The sequence below is a fragment of the Streptomyces sp. CA-111067 genome, assembly GCF_050956065.1.
GTDB lineage: Bacteria > Actinomycetota > Actinomycetes > Streptomycetales > Streptomycetaceae > Actinacidiphila.
This window is the reverse complement of record NZ_CP192103.1, coordinates 7,886,094-7,909,198: the sequence shown is the minus strand read 5'-3', so window position 1 is coordinate 7,909,198 and position 23,105 is coordinate 7,886,094. Positions and strand designations below refer to the sequence as shown.

General features: G+C 70.2%; 23 protein-coding genes and 1 pseudogene. 12 read left to right on the top strand and 12 right to left on the bottom strand.

Annotated elements, in window-relative coordinates:
• From ACQPW6_RS35010 to ACQPW6_RS34995, 4 genes are all read right to left on the bottom strand, one after another.
• A complete protein-coding gene (locus ACQPW6_RS35010) occupies window positions 1–933 on the bottom strand; it encodes a carbohydrate ABC transporter permease (RefSeq protein WP_433893743.1) in 933 nt (310 codons plus the stop codon).
• On the bottom strand, window positions 930–2,327 hold the full coding sequence (locus tag ACQPW6_RS35005) for an ABC transporter substrate-binding protein (protein ID WP_433893742.1): 1,398 nt from the start codon (window positions 2,325–2,327) through the stop codon (window positions 930–932). The genes ACQPW6_RS35010 and ACQPW6_RS35005 overlap by 4 nt, the downstream gene beginning before the upstream one ends.
• Window positions 2,328–2,369: 42 nt before the next feature.
• The gene (locus ACQPW6_RS35000) at window positions 2,370–3,467 is read right to left on the bottom strand and encodes an enolase C-terminal domain-like protein (protein ID WP_433893741.1); all 1,098 of its coding nucleotides are present in this window, start codon (window positions 3,465–3,467) and stop codon (window positions 2,370–2,372) included.
• Between the two features lie 211 nt (window positions 3,468–3,678).
• Window positions 3,679–4,485, bottom strand: a complete 807-nt coding sequence (locus ACQPW6_RS34995) for a FadR/GntR family transcriptional regulator (protein ID WP_433893740.1) — start codon at window positions 4,483–4,485, stop codon at window positions 3,679–3,681.
• 202 nt (window positions 4,486–4,687) lie between these two features.
• Between ACQPW6_RS34995 and ACQPW6_RS34990 the strand changes: the two genes are divergently transcribed.
• Both ACQPW6_RS34990 and ACQPW6_RS34985 read left to right on the top strand, forming a co-directional pair.
• Complete coding sequence (locus ACQPW6_RS34990) at window positions 4,688–5,728, top strand: aldo/keto reductase (RefSeq protein ID WP_433893739.1); 1,041 nt, start codon at window positions 4,688–4,690, stop codon at window positions 5,726–5,728.
• Window positions 5,729–5,957: 229 nt separating this feature from the next.
• Window positions 5,958–6,173 (top strand): hypothetical protein, encoded by a 216-nt coding sequence (locus ACQPW6_RS34985; RefSeq protein WP_433893738.1) that lies wholly within the window; start codon window positions 5,958–5,960, stop codon window positions 6,171–6,173.
• Window positions 6,174–6,320: 147 nt separating this feature from the next.
• Here the strand turns inward: ACQPW6_RS34985 and ACQPW6_RS34980 are convergent, their stop codons facing one another.
• Both ACQPW6_RS34980 and ACQPW6_RS34975 read right to left on the bottom strand, forming a co-directional pair.
• On the bottom strand, window positions 6,321–6,659 hold the full coding sequence (locus tag ACQPW6_RS34980) for a thioredoxin family protein (protein WP_433893737.1): 339 nt from the start codon (window positions 6,657–6,659) through the stop codon (window positions 6,321–6,323).
• A gap of 81 nt (window positions 6,660–6,740) precedes the next feature.
• Window positions 6,741–8,138, bottom strand: coding sequence for a DEAD/DEAH box helicase (locus ACQPW6_RS34975; protein WP_433893736.1), 1,398 nt, complete (start codon window positions 8,136–8,138; stop codon window positions 6,741–6,743).
• Between the two features lie 310 nt (window positions 8,139–8,448).
• Here ACQPW6_RS34975 and ACQPW6_RS34970 point away from each other — a divergent pair, with 310 nt between their 5' ends.
• Window positions 8,449–8,970, top strand: a complete 522-nt coding sequence (locus ACQPW6_RS34970) for a SigE family RNA polymerase sigma factor (protein WP_433893735.1) — start codon at window positions 8,449–8,451, stop codon at window positions 8,968–8,970.
• A complete protein-coding gene (locus ACQPW6_RS34965) occupies window positions 8,970–10,040 on the top strand; it encodes a hypothetical protein (RefSeq protein WP_433893734.1) in 1,071 nt (356 codons plus the stop codon). The genes ACQPW6_RS34970 and ACQPW6_RS34965 overlap by 1 nt, the downstream gene beginning before the upstream one ends.
• Before the next feature lie 200 nt (window positions 10,041–10,240).
• On the opposite strand, the gene ACQPW6_RS34960 is transcribed toward ACQPW6_RS34965, so the two are convergent.
• On the bottom strand, window positions 10,241–11,332 hold the full coding sequence (locus tag ACQPW6_RS34960; protein WP_433893733.1) for an IS256 family transposase: 1,092 nt from the start codon (window positions 11,330–11,332) through the stop codon (window positions 10,241–10,243).
• Between the two features lie 44 nt (window positions 11,333–11,376).
• On the opposite strand from ACQPW6_RS34960, the pseudogene ACQPW6_RS34955 reads away from it, so the two are divergent.
• Window positions 11,377–11,799 (top strand): annotated as a pseudogene (locus ACQPW6_RS34955) (DUF6884 domain-containing protein); the annotation flags it as partial.
• A 71-nt stretch (window positions 11,800–11,870) separates the two neighbouring features.
• Window positions 11,871–12,557 carry a hypothetical protein gene (locus ACQPW6_RS34950; RefSeq protein WP_433893732.1) on the top strand — a complete coding sequence of 229 codons (687 nt, stop codon included), beginning with the start codon at window positions 11,871–11,873 and terminating at the stop codon, window positions 12,555–12,557.
• On the opposite strand, the gene ACQPW6_RS34945 is transcribed toward ACQPW6_RS34950, so the two are convergent.
• From ACQPW6_RS34945 to ACQPW6_RS34935, 3 genes are all read right to left on the bottom strand, one after another.
• Window positions 12,524–13,042, bottom strand: a complete 519-nt coding sequence (locus ACQPW6_RS34945) for a GNAT family N-acetyltransferase (RefSeq protein WP_433893731.1) — start codon at window positions 13,040–13,042, stop codon at window positions 12,524–12,526. The two genes, ACQPW6_RS34950 and ACQPW6_RS34945, sit on opposite strands and share 34 nt — an antisense overlap.
• A gap of 694 nt (window positions 13,043–13,736) precedes the next feature.
• Window positions 13,737–14,465 (bottom strand): TMEM175 family protein, encoded by a 729-nt coding sequence (locus tag ACQPW6_RS34940; RefSeq protein WP_433893730.1) that lies wholly within the window; start codon window positions 14,463–14,465, stop codon window positions 13,737–13,739.
• Window positions 14,466–14,526: 61 nt separating this feature from the next.
• Entirely contained in the window at window positions 14,527–15,564 is a 1,038-nt protein-coding gene (locus tag ACQPW6_RS34935) for a helix-turn-helix domain-containing protein (RefSeq protein WP_433893729.1), read from the bottom strand.
• A 339-nt stretch (window positions 15,565–15,903) separates the two neighbouring features.
• On the opposite strand from ACQPW6_RS34935, the gene ACQPW6_RS34930 reads away from it, so the two are divergent.
• Together ACQPW6_RS34930 and ACQPW6_RS34925 are read left to right on the top strand one after the other, a co-directional pair.
• The gene (locus ACQPW6_RS34930; protein ID WP_433893728.1) at window positions 15,904–16,422 is read left to right on the top strand and encodes a cupin domain-containing protein; all 519 of its coding nucleotides are present in this window, start codon (window positions 15,904–15,906) and stop codon (window positions 16,420–16,422) included.
• Between the two features lie 587 nt (window positions 16,423–17,009).
• Window positions 17,010–17,366, top strand: coding sequence for a hypothetical protein (locus ACQPW6_RS34925; protein WP_433893727.1), 357 nt, complete (start codon window positions 17,010–17,012; stop codon window positions 17,364–17,366).
• A 487-nt stretch (window positions 17,367–17,853) separates the two neighbouring features.
• On the opposite strand, the gene ACQPW6_RS34920 is transcribed toward ACQPW6_RS34925, so the two are convergent.
• Window positions 17,854–18,150: a hypothetical protein gene (locus ACQPW6_RS34920; protein WP_433893726.1), complete on the bottom strand. Its 297-nt coding sequence runs from the start codon at window positions 18,148–18,150 to the stop codon at window positions 17,854–17,856.
• On the opposite strand from ACQPW6_RS34920, the gene ACQPW6_RS34915 reads away from it, so the two are divergent.
• Together ACQPW6_RS34915 and ACQPW6_RS34910 are read left to right on the top strand one after the other, a co-directional pair.
• Window positions 18,149–18,502, top strand: a complete 354-nt coding sequence (locus ACQPW6_RS34915; RefSeq protein WP_433893725.1) for a hypothetical protein — start codon at window positions 18,149–18,151, stop codon at window positions 18,500–18,502. The genes ACQPW6_RS34920 and ACQPW6_RS34915 overlap by 2 nt on opposite strands.
• A gap of 279 nt (window positions 18,503–18,781) precedes the next feature.
• Window positions 18,782–19,471 carry a DUF4232 domain-containing protein gene (locus ACQPW6_RS34910; RefSeq protein WP_433893724.1) on the top strand — a complete coding sequence of 230 codons (690 nt, stop codon included), beginning with the start codon at window positions 18,782–18,784 and terminating at the stop codon, window positions 19,469–19,471.
• 399 nt (window positions 19,472–19,870) lie between these two features.
• Here ACQPW6_RS34910 and ACQPW6_RS34905 read toward each other — a convergent pair whose 3' ends face one another.
• Window positions 19,871–21,151 (bottom strand): ScyD/ScyE family protein, encoded by a 1,281-nt coding sequence (locus ACQPW6_RS34905; RefSeq protein WP_433893723.1) that lies wholly within the window; start codon window positions 21,149–21,151, stop codon window positions 19,871–19,873.
• Window positions 21,152–21,291: 140 nt separating this feature from the next.
• Here ACQPW6_RS34905 and ACQPW6_RS34900 point away from each other — a divergent pair, with 140 nt between their 5' ends.
• Together ACQPW6_RS34900 and ACQPW6_RS34895 are read left to right on the top strand one after the other, a co-directional pair.
• Window positions 21,292–21,435, top strand: coding sequence for a hypothetical protein (locus ACQPW6_RS34900; RefSeq protein WP_433893722.1), 144 nt, complete (start codon window positions 21,292–21,294; stop codon window positions 21,433–21,435).
• 655 nt (window positions 21,436–22,090) lie between these two features.
• Entirely contained in the window at window positions 22,091–23,056 is a 966-nt protein-coding gene (locus ACQPW6_RS34895) for a LamG-like jellyroll fold domain-containing protein (RefSeq protein WP_433893721.1), read from the top strand.
• The last annotated feature ends 49 nt before the right edge of the window (window positions 23,057–23,105 follow it).

The following is a 23,105-nucleotide window of genomic DNA, read 5'->3' as shown; positions in this document are numbered from 1 at the left end:
TCATTTCTCTTCGATCGTGAACATGTTGGTCCGGGCCACCAGCAGTCCCGCGCACAGCAGGCCGAGGGCCAGCAGGAACACCGAGATGGCGGCGGCACCGTTGAAGTCGCCCTGCTGGAAGGCGTAGACGTAGGCGAGCTGGTTGGGCGACCAGGTCGGGCTGACCCGGCCCAGGCTCGCGGTCTGCAGCAGTTGCGGCTCCACGAAGAGCTGGGTGCCGCCGGCGAACGCGAGGATGGTCATGTACGCGATCCACTGCCGGATCATCGGGATCTGGATGTACCAGGCGGTCTGCCACGGTCCCGCGCCGTCCATCCGGGCGGCTTCCAGGACCTCGTCGGGGATGTTGTTCAGCGCCCCGTACATCACCACCATCCAGCCGCCCGCGCCGGTCCAGAACGCGATCAGCATGAAGATCACCGGCAGGTCGCCGGGGGCGAGCACGGCCGCGAAGCTGTCCAGGCCGATCGCCTTGAGCAGCCAGGAGACCGGACTGACGTCCGGGTCGAGCATGAACAGCCAGACCAGCACGCTGGCTACGCCGGCGAGCGCGCCGGGGAGGTAGTAGAGGAACCGCAGCAGCGCCGACAGGCCAGGCTTGACGCGGCTGCGCAGCACCACGGCGGCGAGCACGGTGAGCACCACCAGGGTGACCAGCCACAGCACCAGGTAGATCAGCACGTGGCTGAAGGCGGGGCCGAACCGGTAGTCGCGGGCGACCTTGGTGAACTGGTTGATGCCGGTGAACTGCCCCGCGTCGTTGGTGAACGCCAGGTAGAAGGCGTAGCAGGTGGGGAAGACGCCGAAGGCGAGCAGCAGCACGGTGTAGCCGCCGGCGAAGAGCCAGCCGGCCAGGCCCGCGGTCCGCCGCCGCGGCGGGGTGCCGCGGCGACGGGCGGGTGCGGCGACGGGCGGGGTGTCCACGAGCGTCATTCGTTGGTCACCTGGTATCCGTCGGCCTTGGCCTCGTTGCTGATGGCGCTCTGCCAGGCGGGCAGGGTCGCGGTGAGGGACTTGCCCGCGGTCAGCGCCGGCAGCACCACGCTGGACCAGGCGGTGGCGTCGGAGAACTTCGTGTTCGACCAGCCGGTCCACACCTCGTCGGCCGCCTGCTGGAACGGACCGCTGACGTCGTCGGCGAAGTAGGAGCTGTTGGCGGGGTTGGCCAGCCACGCCTTGGCCGCGGGGGCGTAGGCCGGGTAGGTCGGGGCGCCGGTCTGGTTGGCGTCGGACGTGGTCAGCCAGGTGGCGAGGTCGGTGGACGCCTTCAGGTTCTTGCTGTGCGAGGAGACCATCCACACGCCGCCGCCGACGTTGCCGGTGGACGGGGTGGTCTCACCCGGCCAGGTCAGCGGTGCCGCCGCGGCCATCTGCCTGGCCGGGGTGTGGAAGGCGGTCTTGAACAGGTACTGGCCGTACCAGGAGGGCCCGTAGGCCATCAGCACCTTGTCGCCCTTGTCCTTGGCGAAGCCCTGGCTGAAGAAGCCCTGGGTGCTGACCGCCTTCGCGGAGATCAGCTGGTCCAGCAGGGTGGACATGCGGGTGCAGTTCGGGTCCTTCAGGTCCACCCGCAGGGTGCCGGGCTTGGTCTCCTGGAAGGCCGGGCACTGGCTGGACCAGAGGTAGGACTCCTGGGAGTTGGTGTCGCCGACGGAGCCGACGAGGTATCCGGGGTGCTCCTTGGCGACCTTCTCGCCGAGCGCCTGGTACTGCGCCCAGGTGGTGGGGACGGTGTAGCCCCACTTGTCCATGAGCGACTTGTTGTACCAGAGGACGACCTGGGCGATGTCGTTGCGCAGGCAGTAGGTGTGGCCGTTGAACTGGCAGGGGGTCAGCGAGCCCTTGGCGAAGTTGCCCAGGGTGCTCGCGGGCACCAGCTTCTGGTCCAGCGGGGCGGCGAACGGGGTCGCGCCGGGCTTGGTGGGTGCCGACGCCCAGGTGACGTCGGTGGGCGAGCCGAAGACGACGTCGGGCCAGCCGCTGCCGGTGCGGTCGAAGAGCTGCACCTTGGTCTGGAGGTAGGTGGAGCCGTCGGCGCCCCCGTCGTAGGTGACGATCTTCATCTTCACGTCGGGGTGGGCCTTCTGGTACGCCTGCACGGCCGGCAGCCGCGTGGAGTCGGCCCAGACGGTGATCTGCGAGTCGGTCTTCTGGGCGACCGGCGTGAACGCGGAGTGCCCGGGCTGCTTGGCGGGGCTGCTGCTCGTGTCGGCGCTGGCGCCGCAGCCGGCCACCAGTGCGGCGGCTGCGGCCAGGGCGGTGGCGACCACCGCGGAACGGGCCACGCGGCGGCGCCGGGCGGTTCTCGGAGATCCGGAAGACCTCATCGTCTTGCCTCTCTGTTCTTTCGGTTCATGTGCGGCTCTTGTTCAGCGGGGCTGCTCGACGAAGGCCCGGAGTCCGGGTCCGTAGCCGTAGTCGAGCGGCAGGGCGATGCCCGGACCGGTGGGGGCGTGCACCAGGCCCTGGTCGTCCACATGGCGCTCGCGGACGACGCGGGTCGAGGTGACCAGCGACTCGTAGTAGGTCGTGTTGGATATGGCCATGCACAGGTGGTGGTTGGGGATGTCCGAGCCGTGCACCTCGGCGCGCAGCCGGAAGGCGTCGGCGAGGTGCGCGGTGCGCATGGCGCCGGTGATGCCGCCACGCAGGCTGGTGCTGGCCCGCACGCCGAAGGTGGCGGCGCCGGCCCGGATGAAGTCGGCGGAGTTCATGTGGGCGCCGTCGGAGGTCTCGGCGACCAGCAGCGGCACGTCGACACGTTCGGCGAGTTGCCGGTACGCGCTGATGCTGAACTCGCGCATCGGCTCCTCGTACCAGAGGTAGTCGGCCTCGGAGAGCGCCTTGCCGAGGCGGAGGGCGTCGGGCAGGTCGAAGCCGGCCGACCCGTCGTACATCAGCGGTACGTCCGGGCCGACGTGGTCGCGCAGCGCCGTGCAGAGGGCGGCGTCGCGGCGGACGTCGCCCCAGGCGTGCAGCTTGATGCCGGCGTAGCCCAGCGCCAGGCACTGGTCGGCGACGTCGAGGAACTCCTCGGTGGTGCCGAAGGTGGAGGTGGAGGCGTAGGCGGGGATCGCGTCCCGGAAGCCGCCGAGCAGTTGCCACACCGGCTGGTCGTTGGCCCGCCCGGCGAGGTCCCACAGGGCGGTGTCGATCAGGCCGAGGGCCGGCAGGGGCAGTTCGTGGATGCGGTCGAGTTCCCAGATCCGGTGCCAGATCCATTCCCGCTGGAAGGGGTCGGCGCCGGTCAGTTCGTCGCGGAACACCCGGTCGACCAGGTCCGTGAGGGTGGCGGCGGCACCAGGGCGGGCGAACAGCGCCACGCCCTCGGCGCCTTCGTCGGTGCCGATGTGCAGCACCGCGCCGTCGCCGACCGGGGCGCTGCCTGCCAGGCCGCGCCGCCAGCTGAACGGCGGGTCGGCCGGCGGGACGTCGATCCGGTGGACCTCGACATGAGTGATCTTCATCCGTGCTTTCTGTTTCTGTGAACGGAGCGGCTGGGGATGGCGGCCGGGATGGCAGATGGGGATGGCGGCCGGGGAGAGGCTGCGGGATGCGGGCATGCGGGCGCACGGATTGCAGAAACGATTCGCCACGGAGCTGTCCGACGCCGGCGTGCGGGCGTGCGGGGTCTGGGTCGTGCGCCTTCCTAGGTGGTCGCGCGGGGGCGCCGGGGCGTCAGCGCCCGGGTTCGCGCGGCTTGCGGGCCGGGCCGGCGGCCGGTTCGGCCAGGTTGAACAGCCGGTCGCGGATCTTGCGTTCGACCTGGTGGCGGGTGGTGTCGATGTGTTCCCGCATCAGCTCGGCGGCCTTCTCCGCGCTGCCGGAGGCGATGGCCTCCGCGATGGCGAGGTGCTGCCTGCCGGCCACTTCCATGGATCCCGGTACGTCTCCGTGGAGCAGCAGGATGTCGGTCTGGGACATCAGGCGGCGGATCGTGGTGATGCTGGAGCGGAGGAACACGTTGTGCGCGGCGACGCCGACCGCGTCGTGGAACTGCTCGTCCGCGGCGGCGAACGCCTGGACGTCGTCGGCGAGCGCGGCGCCGAGGGAGACCTCCGCGCTCTTGCCGATGGCCCGCACCTCGATGGGTGTGGCGAGGCCGGCCGCTTTGTTCGCGGTGTCGGACTCGATGAGCTGCCGGTAGTCGATCAGCATCATGACGTGTTCCATGCGCGTCGGCTGGAAGTGCGCGAGCCGGTCGTCGTTCAGCGCACCGGGTGTGGCCGCCACGAAGATGCCGGCCCCCCTGCGTACGCTCAGCCGGCCGATCGCGGCCAGAACCTTGATCGCCTCCCGGGTGACGTTGCGGGTGGCGCCGAGGATCTGGGCGAGCCCCTGCTCGGTGGGCAGGCGGTCGCCCGGCATCAGGTTCTGTTCGGCGATGTAGGTGAGCAGCTGCTCGGCGACCAGCTCGTACCCGGGACGGTAGGGGGCGGCCTTCCCGGCTCCCTCGGACGGGACAGCGTGCTCGCCAGTCGCCACGACAACTCCCTCTCGGCTCGATGAGTCGGCTTCATTTGCGTCGCCACTATGGCATCCGGATGACGCGGAGGGAAGAGTCTGCTCAATTTTGCTGCGATCCGCGCCGAGCGTGACTGATCGAGACGCCCGAGGGGGGTGGGTGAGGGCACCAGACCAGCCCATTGCGCCGCTTACGCTCCCCGCCTATCGTGCTCGCGGCGCAATGAAGCAGATTCATTTGCTCCGCGCTGAGCCGCCGAAGACGATGAAGGAGACCCATGACAGCCGCACCCGGCGCCGTGAGGTGAACGGCAGCACGCTCGGCCGTACCGGCGTCACGGTCACCGCCCTCGGGTTCGGGGCCGCGCCCATCGGCAACCTCTACCGCCCGCTGGCCGAACCCGACGCGCTCGCCGCCGTCAACGCCGCCTGGGACAGCGGGATCCGCTACTTCGACACCGCCCCGCACTACGGACTCGGCCTGTCCGAACGGCGGTTGGGCGAAGCGCTCGCCGGACGCCCGCGGGGCGAGTACGCCGTCTCCACGAAGGTCGGCCGACTGCTGACGCCCAACTCCGCGCCCACGGGCTCGGACCTGGCCGCGGGCTTCGCCGTGCCCGACACACTGACCCGCCGACCCGACTACTCCCGCGACGGCGTCCTGCGCAGCCTGGAGGACAGCCTGCGGCGGCTGCGCCTGAACCGGGTGGACATCGTGTACGTGCACGACCCGGACGACCACCTGGACGAAGCCCTGGACCAGGCACTGCCCGCCCTCGCCGACCTGCGGGACCAGGGCGTCGTCGGCGCGATCGGCGCGGGCATGAACACGGTGGCGCCGCTCACCCGGATCGCGGCGGAGGCCGACGTCGACGTACTGATGGTGGCCGGGCGCTGGACCCTGGCCGACCGGAGCGCGGGCCCGCTGCTGGACCTGTGCGCAGGGCGCGGGATCTCCGTGGTGGCCGCCGCCCCCTTCAACTCCGGTCTGCTGAGCCGTCCTTGGCCGCCCGACGACGCCTGGTACGACTACGGACCCGCCCCCGAGCCGGTGCTGGCCCGCGCCCGCGCGCTCGCCGAGACCTGCCGGCGCCACGGCACGGTCCTGCCGCACGCCGCGATCCGCTTCCCGCTGCGCCACCCGGCCGTGGCCTGCGTAGTGGTGGGCACCCGCACCCCCGCGGAGGCGACCTCAGCCGCCCGCTGGGCGGCCTCCGACCTCCCCCCGACCACCTGGCCGGAGTTGACCCCGCCCACCCACTGACCCCGGCCGGTCCCGGCGCCTACCCGCCGCCGCGGCGGACCTGGCGACCGGGTGCGACGTCAGCGCGGCACGTCGCCGCCGCCTTCGGGCTCCGGACGGGCTCGGCTCGGTGGCGAGGCGGGAGCCGCGACGTCAGGGTCACCCGCGTGGCCTGTCCCGCGCGACATCGGTCGCCGTTCGGGTGAGGGTGATGGCAAGGGTCCCGACCGTGCGCACCGAGGAGCCAGCTGTGATTGTCAAAATCCTGCACGACCAAGGACTGAAGTCCGAGCACTGCTACGCCGCCGCGTTCGCGTCGATCGGCGCGTCGCTCTTGTCGTGGAGCGCGTCCATGCAGGCGGAGGCGACGGGTACCTCCCGCGCCGACCGGTGGGGCATCTTCATCGGCGAGTGGGCGCCCACGTTCTTCGGGCTGGGCTTGGCTCTCGCCCGCTACGAGGACTGACGGCCGGCTGTTCGACCTGCCGGCTGCCCTCTGTTTGGGTACGGAGTCAGGCGTTGCGCAGACGTGCGGCCTGGTTCTGCGAAGTCGTGGCCGAAGGCGACCATGTGGCCCGGCAGACCTGGATCGAAGGCCCCTTCGTCCGCGAGTTCAGAGGTGGGCGTCCAGGAACTCCGCGAGCGCGGTCCTGGACATCGGACCGCTCCCGGCCGCCGTCGCCTCGCCCCGGTCGATCAGGACGAAGGAGGGCGCGCCGGTGACGCCGAAGCGCTGTACGGGGCCGGGGCACCTCGCGATGTCGGCCCGTACGACGATCAGCCGGCCCTGATAGGCGTCGGCCACCTCGCGCACCAGGGGGTCCATTTCCTTGCATGCCGCCGCGGCCTTGGGCCACACCCCGTGAAAGTACGCGAGCACCGGGACGTCCGCCCTCGCCAGGATGAACTCGAACTCGTCGTCCTCCTGGGGTTGGTGGACTCTGTTCACCATCGGCACTCCTTGGCGCTCCACTCGATCCGAGGCAACGGGTGCCTCCTTGTGTCTCCCGCCCCCGGCGGCGCGTGCCACCCGTCAGTGGGCCTTGCGCACCCGGGCGGCCTTGCGGGCCTCCGCCAGCGCGCGCGCCTCCGCGGCCTTGCGGGATTCCTTCGGCGGGCGGCCCGCGCGGGTGCCCAGACCCCGGAACGCCGCGTCGCCGGTCTTCGCCCTGTCCTGCACCGGCGGGCGCTTGGCGCCGGTGATGCTGGTCAGCCTCGCCTCGCCGGAACGGACCTGGTTGACCGTGGGCCGGATCCCGGCGTCCGACATCATCCGGTTCACGTCCCGGCGCTGGCCGGGCGTGACCAGCGTGACCACGCTGCCGGACTCCCCGGCACGCGCGGTGCGCCCGCCGCGGTGCAGGTAGTCCTTGGGGTCGGCGGGCGGATCCACGTTGACGACGAGGTCCAGGTTCTCGATGTGGATGCCGCGGGCAGCGACGTTGGTGGCCACCAGCACGGTGATCTCGCCGTCCTTGAACCGGGCCAGCGTGTGGGTACGCTGCGGCTGCGACTTCCCGCTGTGCAGGGCGCCCGCCTTGATGCCGCTGCTCCGCAGGTGGCGGGTGAACTGGTCGACACCGTGCTTGGTGTCAAGGAACATCAGCACCCGCCCGTCCCGGGCCGCGATCTCGGTGGCGGTCGCGTACTTGTCGGCGGGATGGACGTTCAGCACGTGGTGCTCCATCGTCGCGACCGAGCCCGCCGCCCGGTCGACGGTGGCGAGGACCGGCTCGCTCAGATACTGCCTGACCAGTTGGTCGACGTTGCGGTCGAGCGTCGCGGAGAACAGCATCCGCTGCCCTCCGGCGGGCGTCCGGTCCAGGGCCTCCGAGACCTGCGGCAGAAAACCCAGGTCGCACATCTGGTCCGCCTCGTCCAGCACCGCGATCCGCACCCGGTCCAGGTGGCAGTCCCGCCGGGCGACGAGATCGGCCAGCCGTCCCGGCGTCGCCACCACGACCTCGGCGCCGGCCCGGAGCGCCGCCACCTGCCGGTTGATCGACAGGCCGCCGACCACGGTCGCCGTGCGCAGCCCGAGCGCCGCGGCGTAGGGGGCCAGTGCCTCGCCCACCTGCTGGGCGAGTTCCCTCGTCGGCACCAGGACCAGCGCGAGAGGGCGCTTCGGTTCGGCCCGCCGGCCCGCCGTCCGTGCGAGGAGCGCAAGCCCGAAGGCGAGGGTCTTTCCGGAGCCGGTCCGCGCCCGGCCGAGGACGTCCCGGCCGGCCAGCGCGCTCGGCAGGGTGGCCGCCTGGATCGGGAACGGCTCCCGCACCCCGAGCCCCGCCAGCACCCCCATCAGCTCGACCGGTAGTCCCATCTCCGCGAAGGACCCGGCCGGCGGGAGGCCGGGCGTCGCCCGCACCGAGGGCTCGCCCCCCGGCGCCCTCCCCTGGTCGGACCTGCCGGCGGCCGGCCGCTTCGCCTCCATGGGGTCCTTCCTCGTCTCGGTGCGCTGAACGGACCGGGGCCCGTACCTTGTCCGGCACGGGCCCAGGCTGTCTGCAAGTGTGCCGCGACCTTACCAGCGCCGGCTTCCCGCGACCCGTTGAACGGAGGGCATATCCTCGTCAAACCGGACCAATTCCCCAGGCGTTACGGCCACTTACGCGGATAACGCTCGCAAACGTGTATGCCGCACGGCCCCGAGGCGGTCCCCCTCCAGCCCGTGCAACCTTTCGCCCAGCCCGGCGCATCAAGGGGTCGGGCGTCGGTTGGCGCCCGGAGAGGAGTGTCCTTCCATGGCGGAGTACGGACGCGAGGTGGAATTCAGGGAGTTCGCCGAGTCCAGAGCGGAGTGGCTGCGCAAAGTGGCCTTCCTGCTCTGCTGTGACTGGTACCGAGCGGACGACCTGGTGCAGGAGACGTTCACCAAGTTGTACGTCCAGTGGTGGCGGATGCGGCGGGTGGAGAACCCGGACGGCTACGCGCGGGCCGTGCTGGTCAACGTCTTCCTGGCGGAGCAGCGCTCTTCGTGGCAACGCTGGACGCTGCGGTGGTCGGACCGCGAGGAGGCGGAGCCGCACGAGCCGCCGGTCGACGCGGAAGGATCGCTCGACCTGAGGCGGGCGCTGGCCGCGATTCCGCCCCGCCAGCGCGCCACGCTGGTGCTCCGGTACTACCACGACCTGTCCGTCGAGCAGACCGCCGACGCGCTCGGCTGCTCCACGGGAAACGTGAAGAGCCAGACCTCGCGCGGCCTCAAGGCGCTGCGCCGGAAACTCGACACCCGTTCCACCACTGCCACGGGAAGGGCCCTGTGATGTACGACCGCACCCACGAGCCGGCCGGCGACTCGCTCGACGAACTGGCCGAGGAACTCATCCAGTTGGCGGGCTCGGCCGCACCCGGCCGGAGCATCGACATCCCCCGCGCGATGCGGGACGGCCGCGTCCGGTTGCGCCGCCGGCGGATGGTGACCGTCAGCACGGTGGCGGTCGCCGCGGCGGCGACCATGACGGTGTCCCTGCTCGCCTCCGGCGCTGGCGGCGCCCAGCGGTCCGCGGCGCCCGCTCCCCCGGCCTCCGCTCAGAGCAGCGCGGACCCGCTGGTCGTGGAAGCCTCCTACGGGTGGCTCCCGGCGGGCTACCAGGTCAACTACCTTCCGGATCACGGCCGCACGGTGCTGCGGGCCGACGGCAGCATCCCGCAGGGCGGTTCGACCCAGCCAATGATCTGGCTCAAGGTCTATCCCGCCGGCACCACTCCTCCCATCGGGCAGCCCTTCTACCCGGGCGGTCCACGGCAGCACCGGGTTGAGGCGGCGCCGGTTGACGGCCGGCCCGCCTACTGGGTGGGGGAGGGTCCGACGACCCCCTGGGCGCCCGGCGGCGACATCGAGCTGCGCTGGCAGACCGCGGACGGCCGGTGGGCCGAGATGGACTCCAGCTACCTGACCGGGGCCGACGCGTCGAAGACCATGCACCGGATCGCCGAGAAGGTCGTCGTGGCCCACCGGGCGATCCCGCTGCCGTACCGGATCGACGGGATCCCCAAGGCCGTGAAGCTCTCCAGTGCCGATATCGACCGGAGCCAGTCGGCCGTCAACGAGCACGTGCCATGGACCAGCACGATCACCTTCACGGTCGACGGTATGCCCATCACCACCATGGTCCGCCCGGGCCCCGCCCCGTCCCGCACGACCCCCGCCGGCCCGGATTCCTACCCGGCGCCCAAGCAGACCTGCACGCAGGCACACGGCCTCAGCATCTGCACCGAGTCGCAGTACGGCGTCAACGCCTACCACGCCGTGGGCGGCCCCGAGGCATGGCTGAAGAAGTTCACCCTGCTCGGCACGGACGAGCGGGCCTGGACGACCGACGTGCTGCACTGACAGCCGGCGACGAGCAGCCTGCACCCGGACCGGCGCTCGATCGACCTGGCCGGTGCCACGCTCTCCGCACACCTCAGCGGAAGCGAAGAAGCCCGCTGAGCTGGAGATGTGATCTCCGCCAGCGGGCTTCTTCCTCTGTCGGGGGGATCACGTTCGCGGGAGTGGTGTATCGACGGCCACTCGGTGATCTTGTTGTGAGGTTACGCGGTGAGTTCGGTTGGCAGGGTGGTCTCGTTGCTTTCTGACTCGTTCGGGTGGGTTCGGGTTAGTCGCTCTTGGGGGTTGTTGGACCAGATCTGCCGCCAGATCTCGCGGGGGAAGGCGGTGAACGCCAGCAGGTCGTCCTGGGCGGCGTCGAGGTGGTCGGCAGCCATGGGGAACTTGGCTTCCAACGCGTCCAGGACGTGCCGCATCTGGGCGTTGACCGCGTCGCTGTCGGGTCGCTCGAAGACCGTCCGCAGCAGGGTCGCAACCCAGGGCTGGGCGGATTTCGGAACCTGCGACAGCAAATTCCTCGCGTAGTGGGTTCGACACCGCTGCCAGGACGCGCCGGGCAGGACCGCACCGATCGCATTGACCAGGCCGGTGTGGGCGTCGGAGACGACGAGCTGGACACCGCCCAGGCCGCGGGCCGTCAACGAGCGCAGGAACGCCAGCCAGCCGGCGCCGTCCTCGGCCGTTGCGACGTCCAGGCCGAGGATCTCGCGGTGCCCCTCGGCGTTGACGCCGACCGCCACCAGGGCGTGGACGTTGATGATCCGGCCTTGTTCGCGGACCTTCTGGGTGAGCGCGTCCACCCAGACGAAGGCATAGGGGCCGGCGTCCAGCGGCCGGTTGCGGAACGCTGCGACCTGCTCGTCCAGGTGTTTGGCCATCGCGCTGACCTGCGACTTGCTCAGCTGGGTCACGCCGAGGGATTGGGCGAGTTTCTCCACCCGGCGCGTGCTGACGCCGAGCAGATAGGCGGTGGCGACCACCGAGATGAGGGCCTGCTCGGCCCGGCGGCGGCGGCCCAGCAGCCAGGCCGGGAAGTAGCTGCCGGACCGCAGCTTGGGCAGCGCGAGTTCGACGGTGCCGGCCCGGGTGTCCCACTCACGCGGGCGATATCCGTTGCGGTGGTTGACGCGTTCGTCGCTGACCTGCCCGTACTCCGCGTTGCACACCGCGTCAGCCTCCGCCGACATCAGCGCATCGGTGAACGCCTTGACCATCGCACGCAGTAGATCCGGACTCGCCGCAGCGAGGTTGTCTTCGGTCAGGGCGTGCAGGGGCAGACTGTCTGGTGCGGTCATCGTGCTGATCTCCTTCGAGGCTTAGACACTTCGAAGATCAGCCGGTGGCCGTCTCTCTATGCGGGCACCCACCCAGACGCCGGGACAAACCCCCGGATCAGGTCCAACCCGCTACACCACTTCCAAGGACGCAACCGCGAGCCGTCCTGGGAGAAGTTCGGCTACCGGGATGCATCCCCGCCGGCCACCTGTATACAGGCCCGTACCACCGCTCCTTGCGGCTCGCTGCGGACGCCCTGACCGACCAGGCCCTGATCCGGATCCTGTCAGCGCGGCACCGCCTGGTGCTCCTGAACCGCCCGCTGTTCCCCTACGACACGAGGCTCAGGGACAAGGACGCCATCACCCCGGAGAACATAGCCCATCGCACCGCCGCCCTCGACCTGGACGACGCCCACGTGATTGTCCTCGGCGGCCGGGACTACGCGAACCTGCTCAAACAGTCCGTACCGCACGCCCTGGCACCGCTCACCGGGAGTCTGGGCAGCCAGCGGGCCCAGTGCCACGCTGTGAGCCGGTCACCCGATCTGGTCCGCGCATGGTGGCTGGCCGCGGCCGACCTGGGCGGCCACCCCCAGCACAGGCCGACGGCCCGCGTCGGGCAGACGCCACGCTACCGGCCGCCCACGCCGAACAGCCGTTCCGGGATCTGGACGACGTCGCCCGGCGCGCCGGGCTCAACGCCCGGCTCCTCGAACAGCTCGCCACCGCCGGTGCTTTCGCGTCCCTGGGCACCGGCCGGCGGGAGGCGATCTGGCGGGCCGGCGCCCACGTCACTCACCGGCAGCCCGTGCTGCCCGGCCTCGGCACCCTCCCCGACGCGCCCGAACTGCCCGCCATGACCGCCCGCGAGACCACCCTGGCCGACCTGGCCGAGACCGGCGCCACCACCGGCCCCCACCCCGTCCACCACCTCCGCGACCACCTCACCCACCTCGGCGCCCAACCCGCAGCCGCCATACGAACCCGCCCCGGCCAGACCCGCATCCGCCTCGGCGGCATCATCAATTACCTCCAACGCCCGCCCACTGCGCCCCCTGCCCGCGCCAATCACCGATCCACAGCAGATCGCCCGCCTCGACATACGAAAACGCGACCGACTCGGCGGCATCCTCCACGAGTACCAACATGCCGCATGACCAGCACGGATGAGGTTTTCGGCAAGGACACGGCTGGTGAAGGCCCAGCCCCTCAGGTCCGGGGCAGGTTCCGCTGGAACCAGTAGTCCGCGTACGGCTCGTCGTTGTACGGCTCGACCTCGGTGAAACCGGCCGCCCGGTAGAGGCGTCGCGCCTCGGACAGCGCGCGGTTCGTCTCCAGCCGCAGCATCCGCATCCCGCGCGACGACGACTCATCCGCGAGGCTCTCCAGCAGCCGCCGTCCCAGGCCGAGCCCGCGGGCCACGGGAGCGACCCACATGCGCTTGACCTCGCCGACTCCCGTGTCGCGGTGGAACTTCACGGCGCCGCACCCCACCGGCGAGCCCTCGGCCGTCGCCACCAGTAGCAGCCCCGCGGGGAGAGTCATCTCCCCGTGGCCGGCCGAGACGCTCCGCGACGGGTCGAAGCCCGTGTCGAACCGCTCGTCCAGCTCCTCGAAGAAGCACCGCAGGCAGTACTGGGCGTCCGCACTGCGCGGGTTGGTGATCTCGACGTGCACCGGCGCGGTGTGACCGCGATCCTTCGCACGGTCCGGCCCGGCGTGGTTCATGGGCTTGCTCCTCCTGGCGCGCGGGCGGCGCCCCCTCCTGGGCGGCGACACACGTCCCCCTCAGGGATACGTGCGGCCGCACGCGCACGGTTCAGGAACCGGTTCAGAAGACGACCCGGCGGAAGGGTAAGCGTTCCCTGCCGGGAGGCGGGGAGGGAAGTTGGCCGATGACGACTTCCAGGCGGGCCAGGGGCGCCCCGAGGCAGTGGTGGATGCCGTGGCCGAAGGACATGTGGCGGGCCGCAGAGGGCGGGGAGACCGCCTACCGCACGATGTGGCCGATCCGGGTCGGACGGCGTGACCGTCGGGGACCGCGAAGTCCAAATCAACCGGTCCAGGGTCGTTCATCGCCCCTACACGATCCGGGCGAAGCCACCCGTGCCGATAGGGGACCCCCTTCCGCACTGTGGATATCTCCTGCACTGCGCACTCCTCCGGATAGTCGGTGAACTGTCCTTGTCCGCAGCGCCCTCGAGGAACCCCGCCGTACACCGAGACCACGGTGGTGACGCAAGGACGGTTCACCGCGCGTCGAGGGAGATCGTGCAGATCCCGGCCCTCGTCGCACCCTCGTCACGGCGGCGGCGCAGGAAATCGCCCAGGTTCGCACGACTGTTCACGCGGGGCAATCCAACCCGGCCCCACACGAGGGCCGGAGATCTCACCGGCTCCGCCCTGATCCGCCCCGGTGCCGTCACCGGGCGCCCTTGTGCTTGCGCAGGACGTCCACGTTCGGGAAAACGGCGAGCAGCAGCAGGCTGTAGTACTGGAGCGCGGGCACCGCAAGCGCGAGCGCGAACGCGACGAACAAGGCCATGATGTTGCGGCAGCCCTCGGTGAAGTCGCTCGCGACGCGGGCCCGGGTACTCGGATCGTCGACGGCGAGCGTCTCGGGATGTCCCTTGATGACGGCCGGCATCGCCGCCTGGCAGACCAGACTGACCAGAATGTTCGCGTAGTACACCGTGGCCGTGAACCGGTCGTGGCCGAACGAGCCGACGATCTCGGTGGGGAAAGGCAGCACGACTACGGAGAGCAGCCAGCCCATGCTCCAGGTCATCAGCCGACCGTTGAGCGAACCGACCACCGAGAACGTCCGGTGATGGGACAGCCAGAACCGCGCCACCACCACGAAACTCAGCAGGAAACTCCAGATCTGCCTCCAGTGGTCGGTGATGACCTTCCGCGCGCTGTCGTGAGCAGCGGCGCCCTCGGGCACAAGGTCCACAAGCGGCAGGATCAACAGGGTGATGGAGATGGCCGTCACCGCGTCGGTGAACAGCAGCAGCCGCTCAGCCGACAAGCGGGGCGCCTTGCCGATCGACGGCGAGCTCTGCGGCGTCGGTGGCATTGGAGGCATCGCGGGCCCCGGCGCACCCGGCCAGTTCGCGCCAGGCTCGTCGCCGGGACCACTGACACTCATTCATGAACCTCTCGGGGAAGGATCTTGGGACTCGTGACTGCGGTCCGGAGCCCGTCCCAGTTCAGGTGTCCCCAGGATCGCGCCTACCTCGACGTTCCGTCCGCCGGTCCGTCCGTGTGTACGCGGTCGGTGTCTGCCCGTACTGCCGTCGGCACGCGCGGATCAGGTGGCTGCCGTCGGAGAAGCCCCAGCGGGCGGCCGCCTCGGTGATGCTCAGGCGCGTAGGGGAGGAGACCAGGTCGTCGAGAGCGGAGTCGAGGCGGCGGCGGCGCACCTGCGCCATCACGGATTCGCCCTGTGCGGCGAACACACGGTGGAGGGTCCGTACGGAGATGTTGAGTTCACGGGCCAGCGTTTGCGGGCTGAGGCCGGGTTCGGCCAGGTGCTCGTCGGCCAGTTGCATGGCGGCGCGGACCAATGCCTGGGCGAAGTGCGGTTCGTCGCCGTCGATGTTTTCGGTGAGGACGCCCTTGACCAGTTCCAGCAACGCGTTGCGGGCCGAGCGCACACTGCTCAGGGAGAGTTCAGCGAGGACGGGATCGAGACTGTCGAGGTAGGCGGTGAGCAGGCGGAGCGCAGGGGCGCCGGCGGGGCCGTCGATGTGGTGGTCACCGAGCAGGGAGCGCAGATCGCCGGCGGGCAAGATGAGTACTTGGGAGGCTGTGCGCGGGGCTATGCCGAAATCCCACGACGGATCGTTGTAGCGGGCGATGAAGCGGCCTGCGGGAACGGTCACCGGGCTGCCGCGGCCCTGCGAGCGACTGAAGTGCCAGCTGCCGCGGTGGACGAGATGGAGGACCACGCGCTCGTTGAGGTGGTTGAACGCTCCGCCGGTGCCGCCGACGATGGCTTCGCTGTAGATGTCCTCGACCACCGCGTCGTCAACCTTCGAGTGGCGGATCCGAATCCGGTAGTCGCCGGCGCCCCCGTCAATCGGGCGCGATGGCGGGATCGGAATCGTCTCACCGACCTGCTCGTCCCAGCCTCGTCGCAGGAGATCGGGGGCGTCGGGGGCATGGCCGGGCACTGAGACGTCAACGAGGAACTTACGGCCCTTGGGAAGCGCCGCCCCGGGGGGTGTCGGCCTGGTCGAACTCATCCTTGGCCCTGCTCATCCTTGGTCTTGGTCGGCTGCGCCTGTCTGCTCGCCGATTGACTGTTCAAGCATCCAGGAAACGCCGGCACACTCCCTGGATCGCGAAGGCTCCTGTCACGCAAGGCCGGTGTCGGCTCCACCGGTGGCACGCGCGTACAGCGAAGTGGGCACGCATGTCCACCGCCCGCGCAGAGCGTGGCCCGTAGCGTACTGCTCGATCGAGGAGTGATTCCCAGCGATGCCCTCCGAGCCATTTGCGTGCCCGGGGCCACCGGGCCAAGGGCAGCCCGGAGCACGTCCCAGCGGCGCCCGCGCACCGTACGCACCAAGGAGTCCCAGCTCATGAGCTTCTCCGTCCCTGAGGGACATCACCACACAGGTCAGTCCACCTCGGGTATCCATGTACCGGCGGGAGGGGGTACCACCACCTGGTTCAACGGCGACATCTACGGGGTCAGGCTCACCGCCGAGCAGACCGGCGGCGTGATCGGCGTGATCGAGGCGACCGTTCCCCCGGGTGGCGGCCCTGCACCACACGTCCACGCCGCCACCGACGAGACCTTCTACCTGATCGCCGGCGAGCTGGAATTCCTTGACGGAGAGCGCGTCTTCACCGCACGTACCGGCGACGTCGTCCACATCCCGCGCGGCACCGTCCACCGCTTCGTCAACCCGGGGATCCTGCCTGCCAAGCTGCTCTTCGTCTACAGCCCGGGCGGCGCCGAAGGCCTCTTCGTCGAAGGCGGCGACAAGCCGCTGCCCGGAGTCCAGGTCCAGCCCTGGGGCCCGGAACGGATCGACGAGCGCATGCTCGGCCTCCTCCAGAAGTACGACACAGGACTGCCGCCCGCTACACCCTGATGCGACCTGACTTTCGTGGAATCGGTTTGCTGGGTTTTCGGCTACTTGGGTGGGTACGAATTACGTAGGGCACATGATCAACCACACCGAGATTGGGGCAGCGCCGTCGCCACGGTTCGGGCGCGAGTCGTCCCTCGCACGCACGGCTCTGGTGACGCGGTGGCCGGCAGTACACCGGGACCGTTCGTCACTCACCGCGGACGCCCCCGGAAGCGCCGGATGACGAGGAGCGCGATGCTCGGGTGGGGTGTCGTGGGCATCCTGGCGGCCTGCGGCTGCTCTCCCAACTCGGCACCCGATCTCATCCCGTTCGACATCGACGCTCTCGTTCTCCGGCACCTTCAAGGAGATCATCACGTGTAGCGGAGAGATCAAGGCCGGATGCTTCGCCCCCTCGCCCACCTCGGTCGGCTTCGACTCCACCCAGGAGTCGGCCTTCAGCACAAACGGCCTGACGGTCGACTCCACCAAGTCACACCCCATCAGCCAGGAGCCCGACGGTACTTGGGACATGGTGTTCTGCGCCGTCGTCTCACCGAGCAGGCACGCGCGGAAGAAGCGTCGCGTACTCCAACGCCTTCCTCCCCGTGAACGGGACCGGCTACCGCAAGATCACAGAACCCGACACGAAGGGGACGTGGGGACGGCCGGGAGCCGACGAGGTCGACTACCTGCTCCAGTCGGAGAAGGCAGAATGGCCGAACTACGTGCACGCGCAGGTACTCGCGCCAGGTGTGCCCTCGATGGTCGAGCGCGATCACACCTGGTACCTCTTCTTCGCCGGCTACGCCACATCCGAGAAACCGACCGGAAAGAAAGGCACGTTCGACCCCTCCCACCGCCAGCCGTACTACGTCCCCCTGCACGTCGACATCCCGCACGGCACAGCAGTGGCGAACGCCACCTCCACCCAACTCAAGTCGTGGATCACCGTGCAGATGTAGCTCACCCGCCCAGCGGGCGAAGCAAGCTGCCACCCCAGTCCGCCCGGGACTGGAGCCTCTTGCGATTGCGGATCTGGTCGGCCTTCTCCGGATGCGAGCGACGGGTGAATCCGCATGGCGAGTACGGCCCGTACCCCGTTCGGCTGCGGCAGTAGTTCGAGGACGTGATCTGACGGTCCAAGACCGGCGGCAGTGGCGGGAGATGCCCAGGAGTTCGGCGCCCGGCCGACCGTCCACAGCAGCTTCCGGCAATGGAGGGTCGAACCCGCGCACCTCCTCGCCGAGGAGTAGCCCCCCGCGTGACCTTCCCTCCGCGGAGGGACCCGCCCGTACCCATGGGTGCGGCGGCGCTCGGACAGGTGCGGTGGCACGTGAACCCGCGAGACCACACCGCCGTGTTCCTTACAGCGGAGGACGTCGTCCGCGGCGGGTCACCGCTGCACGTTCCCGTTGGGCGCCGTGTCGCTGAGACCCACGGTGCCGACCCTCAGCCGTGCACGGCACGCGATGAATCACATGGAGAGCAAGCGATGATGCGGATCCCGAACCGGTCGGCCGCGACGGCGTGGAGCCTCACCGCCGCCTTGGCGGTGGCGTGTGTCGCGGGGTGCTCCGGCACCGGGTCGAAACACGACGACTCGGCGACCACCACCGCGGCGAGTTCGTCCGCACCTTCCAGCCCGTCCCCGACCCGACGCGCCGGCGACGGGCGGGCGACCGCGAACGCCGCGGTGATCGGCTGGGTGCGGGCCATCCTGGCGGACAACGTCACGAGGGTGTGCATGGCAACTGCCCAGCCGGCGACCGGGGGAAGGCCCGCCGCCCCCGCCACCATGGCGCAGTGCGGCCCGACCAATCCCCAACGTGACGGGCAGACCGCTCTGGTGAAGGGTCTGCACACGTCGTTCACGCCTGCTCATCCCACCGAGCCTCACACGATCACCGTGACCGGGGTCGTGACGCAAGGGAGCACCGCTCAGGTGACGGGAGATCACATCGTCGTGGACGGCTCCAAACTGAGCGACATCGTCAACTCCCACTCCACGGGAGGCAAGTCTGGGACGAGCGATCTCACGATCAAGGCGATCATGATCAAGTCGGACTGGTACATGGGAGATTCCCAGCTCGACTTCTAGTCTCGCGACGGGCGCGGACGACTCCACCGGAGGGTCGAGCGCACGTGCCCGGCCGTGGAGGACGTGCTCGGTCCCGGCGGTACGCCGCACAGATCGACGGGCCCGTCATCCCCGGCGGCCGGCAGGGCGGCGATAGACGCCGTACGAAATCTCGGGAAACGCCGGAATCCGGCACCTGTGAGATTCGCGAGGAAGCGCAGGGCCTCGTTTCGTGTACTCCCCGAACTCGAGCCTGCCCCCCTCGCACATCCCCATAGTCATTCAGGAAAGGCACGCACCATGCGCACCAGGATCGTCCGGACCGGAACGCTCGCCGTCATGCTCGCCACCACCGGCTTCGCGCTCGCCGCGTGCGGGCCGGACGACAGCAACGCGTCGGACTCCTCCTCGGCCTCGACGTCCTCCTCCGCGACCGCCTCCGCACCCGGCGGCACCGCGGCGACCGGCTCCAACGGACGCGCCAGGACAGGAGGCAAGGGCGGGGCCGGCCGTTCCGGCACGTCCGGCGGCTCCAGCACCACCACCCTGCCCGGCGGCTCCTCCCCCTCGGACTGCACCACCGACCAACTCGACACCACCGCCGCGAACTTCTCCTCGGGCGCGGGCACCACCGGTTTCCAGATCGCCTTCCAGAACACCGGCACCGCACCCTGCACCCTCACCGGCTACCCCGGCGTCTCCTTCGTCAAGATCCACAACATCCAACTCGGCAAGGCCGCCACCCACACCGCGGGCGCCCCCACCACCAAGGTCACCCTCATCCCCAACGCGCACGCCTACGCCGACGTCCAGACCACCAACGGCACTGGCGGCTACTCCCCCTCGCGATGTGACCTGACCACCGTCCCGACCCTGCGCGTCTACCCGCCCAATCAGACCGAGTCCACGAACATCCCGTGGAACAAGCAGGAATGCGTCGGTTCCTCCGTCCAGAACCTCCGGGTGGGCCCGGTGCACAGCAGCAGGTAGCCGCACCTACCGCCGCGCAGGGGTGCCAAGACATCTCTCCCACTCCTGGGCGGCGGTCCGCGGCTTCTCCGGCCCCGGGTTCCTCCCGGCCGCGGCGATGGGCAGCGCGGATCCAGCCGTTGCGGGTCAAATGGGGGTGGCCTCCTTCCAGTCGGGCGCCGCCAGCAGATCGCCGCCACCGATACTGCCCGTTGCGCCGCGAGAACCACCCTTGCGGAGCGGCGCACCAGCACGCCCAGGTCGCACCGGACGGTCTCCGGAGCGACCGCGAGATCGGCGGCCACCGCGATGGCCTCGACCACGGCGGAGGGGAAGCGGACTCCGACGCTGTACGTCACGACTCAGAAGGAGCCGCGGGCGCAGGCACCGCGGCTCCTTCGATCGGCTCTGTTCAGGCCGTTACTTCAGTCCGGCGACGGCGATGAGTTCGGCCTTGCCGACAGCGGCGGTGTTGTTGGTGATGTACGTGGTCCCGTCCTTGCCGATTGCCATCCCGACCGGCGAGTTCAGGTCGGGGACACCGAGGTTGACCGGCTTCACCTGCTGCGAGCCGTGCACGCTCGCCCGCAGCAGCGCGCCGGACGAGGTCGAGCCGTCCCCACCGCCTGCGGTGCTGGACTCCAGGATGTCCAGCCGGCCCTGCGGGTCGAAAGCGATGTCACTGACCCGGGTCAGGCCGGTGACGACCGGCTGCGGGTCATGACCCGGCACGATCCGGTCCACCTCGGCCGTACCCGGCAGCGCGGGCGCGCCGCGCAGCAGCCCGACATACAGGGCGCCGTCGGGGCCGACCGCCACCGATGACGGCACCGCCTGCGCCTTGATCGTCATCGCGGGCGTGCCCGGGCCCAGCGAGCCGGCCGGCGCCGTCTCCGGACGGGTCGCCAGCCGTCCCAGCAACGTCACCTCCCCCGAAGCATGCACCCATACCACGTTGTTGGCCGCCGCGTCCGCGACCGCGAAGCCGCCCTTGTAGGCGACCATCGCATGCGGATCGGCGTCGTACAGCGTCTCGCCAGGCAGACCGCCGAGCTCGACCGGCGACTGCGGGTGGGTGGCCTGGTAGGCCGCGATGTCGGCGACCGTCGTCAAACACCCGCCCTTGTCGCTCTGGGCCCGGTCGAGCTTGCCGAACTTCGCGCCGTATGGGCTTGCGATGCCGGATACGCCCGTCGGGCCGACGCCGCCGTCGTCGAAGAGGACCGACATCCGGCCACCGGAGAAGCCGACGTCGGTCACCCCGCTCACCCCGTGAGTGGACGCCACCGAGGCTGACGCCAGCCCTCTCTCCACGGTGTGCACGTGGCCGTCGGCGACGCGCACGATCGACCCGGTCGAACCCGCGCACACCTTCGTGACGCTGACATTGGCCACCCCGCTCACGCAGTGCGGCCCGCCGGTCCCCGACTCTGCCACGTACACGCCGTCAGGGTGCAGAGCGATGTACTTCGGGGCGTTCAGCCCGCTCGCCAGCACCTTGGTCGACGGGTCGCTCGTGTCGGCGGCCGACCTGCTCGCGGCCGAGGAGGACCCGTTCGTGGCGGTCGTTGCGGCCAGGGAGCGGTGCGCGGTGGTCACGAGTCCGGTCGCCGCGCTCGCCGCCCCCGGCACGAACAAGGCGATCGCGGACAGCGCCACAGCGGAGGCGGCTGCGGTACGTACGGCGGGAGAGAGTTTCATGACATTCCTGTCCGAAGTGGAAGCAGTTCGCACCCGCGACGGTGACCGGCACCGCCGGCAGGTGTCCTCGTCGTGTTCTGCACGTGGGTGCCCGGCCCGATGGTTCAGCGCAGGGTCGAACCGACGGCGGCGCCCATCCGGTGGAGAACGCGGCGTTCGAGACGTCCTTCACCGAGCGGTCCACCGCGCACACCGCCGCGAAGCGGCGGATAGCCGGCGAAGCTCTCAACGACCTCGGCGAGGCCGAGACGGTCTTCTCCGACGCAGGGCGTACCGGCTGCTGATCCCGGAGTTTGAGGAGAGCGGGCCGCCGTTCAACTCCATCCCTTCACCGACGCATTCGGCCTGGCGGGCAGTGAACCGACGCACCCCCTCCCCACGTGCATGAACCGAACCGCACGGCGTGCGTATGCCCCAGTGAGGGGACTCCGTTCCCCGCGATTTCGAGGCAGGAGCACCCTTCCGCGGATGTGCCCTACCCGACCCGAGCAGCTCACGAAGGAGTGACACCATGCCGCAGGCGAATGGCGACCCGAGCGGGTTCGGTATACGCAAGCCGATGGTCCTGCCCTCCGCATCCGGCGGCACCACACCCCCCTTCCCGCCGGTCGCCGCCGGTGAGGCCGACGTCGAAGAGGAACCGGTCGCCGTCACGGACCCGGTTGCGCCGACCGTGGTCCCGCCTTCCGGAAACGACCCCAAGGGCAAATCGCCGTCGGGAGAAGGCCCGACCGGAAACCCCCCTCCGGAAATGGGCCTTCCGTCGAGGAACCGTCTGGCAGCGGCCGCTCCGGCGACGGGTCGGCCCCTGAGCCGCCGGAAAACGAGGAGCCCGCAGGCCGCGACGGGGGCCGTCGGTTCGGCCTCGCGCGCGGACGGCGACCCGTTCGAACCGGCGCGCCGGTCGCCGCGGTCGCGGCCGTCGCCGGTGCGGTGCTGGTGGGCGTCTCGCTCGTGGTGAACGGAACGCCCCAGCACGACCTCTCCCTCGCCGAGCCCCAGGACATGGGCAAGCAGACGCCGCCGCACACGCGGGACGTCACGAGCGGCCGGCCCGCCCCGTCCACCAGCCCGCTGGTTCCGCTCACCGATCCCGCGTCCGACGCATGGCCCGCCGCCGTCCCCGCCACCACCCGGTCGAGCCCGGCCGGAACGCCCTTCGTCTCCCGGACGGGCCAACCGCTCGTGCCGGAGCAGCCGGACACCGGCACAGCGGCCACGAGGGCGCAGCCGCCGAACGCCCCGACTCCGGGGCGCCCGCCCGTCGGGTCCGTCACGACGCCTCGCCCGCTGGATACCTGGCCGCTGGGCTCGGCGTCCGGGTTGCAGTGGTCGGACAGCACCGGCGCGCACCCCAGCGTCCCGATCGACATCGGCAGTTGCTCGAGCCACGGCGGCTGCAGGACCTTCAACGGCAAGAGCAGCAAGGTCTACACGCACGGCCCGGTGCTCAACACCGCGGCCAGGCACAGCTTCACCGTTTCCGCGTGGGTGCATCTCACGAATGGCGACCACACCGCCACCATCCTCAGCCAGGATGCGGTGCAGAACAGCGGCTTCTACCTGCAGTACTACCAGCCGTCCCACCGCTGGGCGTTCTCCTGGGTGGTCTCGGACGTGAAGAACGCACCCGGCGTCCGGGCGCTGTCCGCCGGCGCTCCCCGGCTGAACACCTGGACCCACCTGGTCGGCGTCTATGACGCGTCCGACGGGCAGTTGCGGCTGTTCGTCAACGGCAACGAGACCGGCATGACGCACTACGCCTCAGCCTTCGCCGCGACCGGAGACTTCGAGATCGGCCGGGCGAAGTTCAACAACGAGCAGGTGGACTACTTCCCCGGCGACATCAACGACGTGAAGGTCTTCTCCTCTGCGCTCAGCGCGGCCCAGGTGAAGAAGCTCTGACCGGATCGGCTGCCGGACACCGGCCGGACACCCCCCACGCAAGCCCCTT